Source organism: Blautia sp. HCP3S3_H10_2 (genome assembly GCF_052122375.1).
In the GTDB taxonomy this organism is placed as follows: domain Bacteria; phylum Bacillota; class Clostridia; order Lachnospirales; family Lachnospiraceae; genus Blautia_A.
Genome location: NZ_JBQKCL010000018.1, coordinates 98570 through 105167, shown reverse-complemented (window position 1 = coordinate 105167; position 6598 = coordinate 98570). Strand labels below are relative to the sequence as shown.

The window sequence follows — 6598 nt, the reverse complement described above, 5'->3', positions numbered from 1 at the left end:
AGCTTAGTTATCTCTCGTCATTACTGTTTTAAAAGTTTCATTCGAAAATGAATTGTATAAAGAAATTTTCGAGAATCGTATGTGTTTCACTGTTTAGTTATCAAGGTTGTTTATCTGTTGTTGTCTGTTCGACAGCTTGTTTATATTACCATAAGCTTTTTCGTTTGTCAACAACTTTTTTTATTTTCTTTTGATTTCTTTTTCATTTTCCCAAAAAGAAATCCCGCTTCCTTTGAAGCGAGATTTAGTATATCATTGGATTTTATATTCGTCAACCCTTTTTTTAATATTTTTTTAATTTTCTGCACTTTTTTCACGTTTTCACATTTTTTCAATTCAACACACCCTACGGGCAAACCATTTATTATACTACATTCCGTAAAACACACTCATAAATACCTTCACAAATATATTTTGGTCATACAGGAAATTCAAAAATGTATCCTGCTGTACCAGTACCATTCCCTGCTTTCCCAGTGAAGTATCACATAATAGAGTTAATATAAGAAGGGCAATCCAGATAAAGATCACACATTTCAGCCCGCCTACTGCTCCTCCTGCGATTTTGTTAATCCCATGGATGACAGGAAGTTTGGTCAAAACATTTAATATATATCCTAATAATCTAATCACAATCACTGATAAAATATAAGAAAAAAGGAAGGATATACCATTTACCGCCATTACTGCCAAAGAATGCGCAATATATTCCGAAAAAGTGCTTACAGCAAGATAGCGATACGTTTCAACAGTGTTATCCTTTTCCAGGGTAGTCTTTAATAGTTCTGGAATTTCCATATTTTCCAGAATCTGTGTCTGTTCTTCTTTGTCCGGAGTTTTCTTTCCTTCTGTCTGCTCCGTTACCATATCCTTGCATTTTTCCTGGATCACGGTATAAACAGGTGTATACTCTTTCACAAATGTATTCACATACGGATTAATCACCCAGACCAGAAGAAAGGATAAGATCATAAAAAATGCAGACACCACTTCTTTCACAAATCCTTTTCTGAATCCTATAATACAAGCAGCGCAGATCAGTACAATTCCAACAATCCCAAGCCAGGTCCAGCTTATATTCATTTTCTTCTCCTTAACTGAGCTTTATCACATTTACACCTGTATCCAGGACAAGCAGATACTTATTCCATCCTAATTTGAAGAAATCCTTCACAGTTCCATCAACGCTTCCAAAATATTTTTCCGTACCATTCTGATTCAGGACGCAAAGCTGGGAGCTATTATACATGATTATATAATCATCGCTCATTCTGATCGTAGAATATGGAATATTAAAATCCTTACTAAATTTCAGCTTGCCATCAGAAGAATACACCTCCATAGTGTACTGCTTATCCTTACTGTCATTTTTAAATACCAGGCCTATATTATTTTCATCACAAAATGTACTGACAATTTCCTTTTCAACCTGGATAGTCTTTAGTTCCTTCGGAATCTGACGGCCGGAATATAATGTAAATCCATCATCTCTAAGCGCAACAGCATTGCTTCCAAGGTATTGAATCTGCGGAACAACCACACCATCATATGTATAACCGCTTACGATCCTGTCATCTTCGTTCTGTCCCACTTCGCCAAAGTTATAAAAGGCCACATAACTGGTAGTCTCACTGCTATCTACAAATTGATACGCTACCATCATTACCACGCCATTATCAGCCACGGCAACATCCATAGGATAGCCAGGATCCTGTATATTTGTCTGATTCTCAGCAATCAGGCTTCCATCAAGATTATAAAAATTGATCCAGGTATGGTCTCCCCCATCCAGAATTGCTGCTGCCATTCCATTTTTGGATACTTTTGCTTTGACAATGCTATATGAAGTTGAAACAGTTCCTGTAATACCGTTTTTATCCAGAAAAACCATGGATGTACCATCTTTATCCGCTATAACCGCGCAGTCACCACACACGTCAGCTACCGGATTCTGCATATCATAAGTCTGGCTCCATACAGTCTCCAATTTATTATTTACAAGAGAAACCTCGTCTGAACTATAGCGCAGGATTTTTCCTGAAAGATTTATATACTGTGTCGATACTGTATCCTCCTGCTCACTGGAGACCTGTATCTTGTAACTGCGATAGCTTCTTTTTTCCATGAAAAGAAAGCCTGCCAAAACAACAATCGCAGCTGCCAGTATCACAGCAACTGGTTTCAGCACAGCTTTCCTTTTATGCATTGCTACTTTAATCTTTTTTCTTACAGCTTCATTTCCCTGTGCACCTGTCTGAGCTTTTTCCAGGCGGTGTTTCTCTGCCAGCAGACGTTTCCGCCGCAGTTTCTTTTTGATATTTTTAAATGTGTTTGCCATATTTTACCTTGCCTTGTATTTATTATGATAGTCAGCACTACGCGCTAGAATGCTATCCATATTCGCCCTATCATTCTGTTTGTTCGATTATACCACATTCAATCAAGGTAATACAATCATTTGCCCCGGATAAATCACCTGGTTTTCCGTTAAATTGTTTAAACGACAGATTTCTTCGATGGCATCCATATTTCCATAATGTGACAGGCTGATCTGATACAAGGTATCGCCTGGCTTGATCACATAAGTTTCATGTACAGAATCTGAGGATGCCTGTGTCGTATCCTGTTTTCTTATTTTTCTTTCGTCTGCCTCTTGCGGAAAATTTTCTGCTGTTTCATTCTGAAGTGCACTATCATTTGAATTGTTATTTTCCTGGCTACTGTCTGAATTATCGTTTCCCCAGTTCGTATTTTCTGCGTTTGTATTTTCCGAGTTGACACTTTCCAATGCAGTATTTTCTGAATCAGTGTTTTTTGAATTAGCGCCCTCTGCATTAGCACTTTCCAAACTACCATTTTCCGAACTAGCACTTTCTAAACTATCGTTTTCCAAACTACCGCTTTCTTCCTGGCCGCCATTTCCCATATTGTCATTTTCTGAATCTGTCATTTCTGTTGCCCCTGCATTTTCATCAGATCCGCTATTATCCAGCTGAAGCGAAGCATTCTTATTGTTATCTGCTATTTCGTTTTTCTTTGTCCCTTCTGCCTCTTCCTGCATTATTTCCGGCGTTACCGAAATATTTTTTTCAGACATAACAGTGACCGCATAATCTTGTTCTGGTATTCCCCCTGTATCTTTGTAATTCCTGTAAAAACCTGCGCCTACCGCAAGCACAGCAAGCACCAGACTGGCAGTTGCTGCATATGAAAAAACAGAGGTATGCTCCATCTCTTCCTGGGGCTTTTCCTCTGTCTTCTCTGGTTTCTTTGTTTTCTTGTTTTTAATGATCTTCCGGAAAGAAACGACAGCCTCATCCGTTACCTTTTCCGTAAGTTCCGGCGCAAACTCTTTATTTTTTTCAATCATGTACTCCTGCATAAGAGGATTCTTTTCGTAGTAAATGTAATACCCTCTCTGTCTGATCATCAGGCCATTCTCATAGAAGAAAAAGGCTTCTTCTTTTTCTGCAGGTTCCATGAGCATAAGCACTTTCTCGCCTCCAAAATATCGAAGATGTATTTTGCTCAGCAATTCATCCATTTCCATATACATCTGAGGACGTGAAAAAAACCAGCCTGTTATTTCCTGTCCTGGAAAATATTTTGCCTGGTTTTCCTGTATTTTCATCCAAACCTTTTCCGAAAAATCAATGTGATCCGGTGCAGCTTCCATATCTTCTACCTGAAGCGCTCCCCTGATAAAAAGATAGGTGATTCCGTCATTCCATTTCGTTTCACCGGTAAAAACAGCCGCACAGCCTTGTTCTTTTTTTAAACTGATCTCACTTTGGGTCAGACGTATCAGAAATGTATAAACATAATCTTCTATATAGATGCGTATATTCCCAGTTGTCAGCCCGACCTGACGTATATTTCTCGGTAAAGTAAATACATTTTCCCCATTTTCAGTCTCTTTTTTCTCATCCTTGTAAATAATTTCAATCATACTCACTCCCCCTTCGGGTATGAGAATAGCACACTGGAAATGCAGATTTTAGCGTAATATAAGACCTGTTTCACAGAATTTAACGACAGTTTCTGCAAAAAAGTGCCTGTCTGTCAAGCAATACGTTTTCCTTTTTTCAGATAACAACATCGGTGCATATTTTACCAAGATATGGGATAAGATGGATTATAGCAGTTCATCATATTGTAAAACAAAACAGGAGAAAGCTTATGCCCTTTTATGTGAATACGAAAAATCCTGATTCATCTAAAGAAATCGCACGGCTTCTGGAGAAATGCATAAAGCGTCATAAAAAGGACTGGTCAGAAATTGTATTTTTGTGTATTGGAAGCGATAGGGTAACCGGCGATTGTCTCGGCCCCTATGTTGGATACCGTTTAAGCAAATACCAGCTTCCCGGAGTCTTCGTCTACGGAACCTTAAATCAACCTGTTCACGCTGTCAATCTGTACGATATAACGGATTTTATTGCAAAAGAGCATCCATTTGCCCTTGTAATTGCCATTGATGCATCCTTGGGAGACAAAAAACATTTAGGATATGTAACTATTGGAAATGGGGCTCTTTATCCTGGTGCTGCAGTCCAGAAGGATTTACCGCCAGTTGGGGATATTTATATTACTGGAATCGTAAATATTGCCGGAATTCTGGAATACCTGACTTTACAGACAACAAGACTGTCAACTGTGATTTCTCTGGCAGATATTATTACCCAGGGAATACTTGGAAATTTTTCCGCTTAAAAAATACAGCAGCCGGAAATAGAAATTTCCAACTGCTGCACATTTTATCGTTTATACAATCTTAATATTCAGACAATACCACGATTCAGATCAGATAAATGCTTTGATCTGTTTGTAGATTCCAGCCGCATCAAGGCCATATTTCTCAAGAAGAGCAACAGCCGGGCCGGACTCGCCATAAACATCATTAATACCAATACGTTTAACCGGTACCGGAGCCTTCTCAGCAAGGCACTCGCATACAGCGCCGCCAAGACCACCAATAATGGAATGCTCTTCAACTGTGACAACTTTGCCTGTTTCTTTGGCTGCTGCCACTACCAGTTCCTCATCAAGAGGTTTGATCGTATGGATATTGATAACTTTTGCTTCAATTCCTTCCTCAGCAAGCTTAGCAGCTGCTTCCAGGGATGGAGCTACGCAAAGTCCGTTTGCAATAATAGTAAGGTCCTTGCCCTCGCGGAGAACGATACCTTTACCGAGTTCAAATTTATAATCTGGATTATCATTAATAACCGGAACAGCAAGACGGCCAAATCTCATGTAAACAGGTCCTACGTGCTCGTAAGCTGCTTCTACCATTGCTTTTGCTTCAATATCATCAGACGGGCATGCAACAACCATTCCAGGAATTGTACGCATAAGCGCAAAATCCTCACAGCACTGATGCGTCGCACCATCCTCACCAACGGAAATTCCGCCGTGGGTAGCACCGATCTTAACGTTCAGTTTCGGATATCCAACAGAGTTACGAACCTGCTCAAAAGCACGTCCTGCAGCAAACATTGCAAATGTACTTGCAAATGGTACTTTACCTGTTGTTGCAAGTCCGGCTGCAATTCCCATCATGTTGCACTCTGCGATACCGCAGTCAATGTGACGCTCTGGGAATGCTTTCTTAAAGATACCAGTCTGGGTAGCTGCAGCAAGGTCAGCGTCCAGAACAACCAGATCATCATGTTTCTTTCCAAGTTCTACAAGAGCATTACCATAACTTGCTCTGGTGGCAATCTTCTTTACTTCTGACATAATGCTTCACCTACCTTTTCCAAATCTGCCATAGCCTGTGCGTATTCTTCATCATTCGGAGCTTTTCCGTGCCAGCCAACCTGGTTCTCCATGAAGGATACTCCTTTACCTTTTACGGTTTTCATAATAATTGCAGTCGGCATTCCTTTGGTAGCCTTTGCCTCATCAAAAGCAGCACGTAACTGTGCCATATCATTTCCATCTGTCACATTGATCACATGGAAATTGAATGCTTCAAATTTCTTATCGATAGGATATGGAGAGCATACATCTTCAATCTTACCATCGATCTGAAGGCCATTATTGTCAACGATCACTACAAGATTATCCAGCTTTCTTGCGCCGGCGAACATAGCAGCTTCCCATACCTGGCCTTCCTGGATCTCACCATCTCCAAGAAGTGTATAAACGCGATAGCTGTCACCAGATAATTTAGCAGAAAGTGCCATTCCAACTGCTGCAGAAATTCCCTGTCCAAGAGAACCACTTGACATATCAACACCTGGAATATGTTTCATATCCGGATGTCCCTGAAGATAAGATCCAAGATGACGAAGTGTTACCAGATCTTCTTTCGGGAAATAGCCTCTCTGTGCAAGTACAGAGTACAGTCCCGGTGCAGTATGACCTTTGGAAAGGACAAAACGGTCGCGGTCTGCTTTCTTCGGATCCTTAGGATCGATATTCATTTCCTCAAAATAAAGATATGTAAATACATCTGCTGCAGATAAAGATCCGCCCGGATGGCCGGCTTTAGCAGCATGAAGTGCAGTAACGATGCCCTTGCGGACTTCGTTTGCAGTTTTCTGAAGCTCTAAATTCTCCATTATCAATTCTCCTTATAATTTTCCATGAT

6 protein-coding genes are annotated in these 6598 nt (G+C 40.1%); 1 reads left to right on the top strand and 5 read right to left on the bottom strand.

Annotated features, from left to right (window positions below):
• Nucleotides 1–369: 369 nt before the first annotated feature.
• The 3 genes from ACTQWB_RS16820 to ACTQWB_RS16810 form a co-directional block, all read right to left on the bottom strand.
• Nucleotides 370–1083 (bottom strand): CvpA family protein, encoded by a 714-nt coding sequence (locus tag ACTQWB_RS16820; protein ID WP_441502584.1) that lies wholly within the window; start codon nucleotides 1081–1083, stop codon nucleotides 370–372.
• Nucleotides 1084–1093: 10 nt separating this feature from the next.
• The gene (locus ACTQWB_RS16815) at nucleotides 1094–2338 is read right to left on the bottom strand and encodes a DUF5711 family protein (RefSeq protein WP_441502583.1); all 1245 of its coding nucleotides are present in this window, start codon (nucleotides 2336–2338) and stop codon (nucleotides 1094–1096) included.
• A 102-nt stretch (nucleotides 2339–2440) separates the two neighbouring features.
• Entirely contained in the window at nucleotides 2441–3949 is a 1509-nt protein-coding gene (locus ACTQWB_RS16810) for a LysM peptidoglycan-binding domain-containing protein (protein ID WP_441502582.1), read from the bottom strand.
• A 230-nt stretch (nucleotides 3950–4179) separates the two neighbouring features.
• On the opposite strand from ACTQWB_RS16810, the gene yyaC reads away from it, so the two are divergent.
• Nucleotides 4180–4713 carry a spore protease YyaC gene (gene yyaC, locus ACTQWB_RS16805; RefSeq protein ID WP_441502581.1) on the top strand — a complete coding sequence of 178 codons (534 nt, stop codon included), beginning with the start codon at nucleotides 4180–4182 and terminating at the stop codon, nucleotides 4711–4713.
• 90 nt (nucleotides 4714–4803) lie between these two features.
• Here the strand turns inward: yyaC and ACTQWB_RS16800 are convergent, their stop codons facing one another.
• Nucleotides 4804–5742, bottom strand: a complete 939-nt coding sequence (locus ACTQWB_RS16800; protein WP_441502580.1) for a transketolase family protein — start codon at nucleotides 5740–5742, stop codon at nucleotides 4804–4806.
• The gene (locus ACTQWB_RS16795) at nucleotides 5730–6569 is read right to left on the bottom strand and encodes a transketolase (protein WP_441502579.1); all 840 of its coding nucleotides are present in this window, start codon (nucleotides 6567–6569) and stop codon (nucleotides 5730–5732) included. The genes ACTQWB_RS16800 and ACTQWB_RS16795 overlap by 13 nt, the downstream gene beginning before the upstream one ends.
• Nucleotides 6570–6598 lie beyond the last annotated feature (29 nt).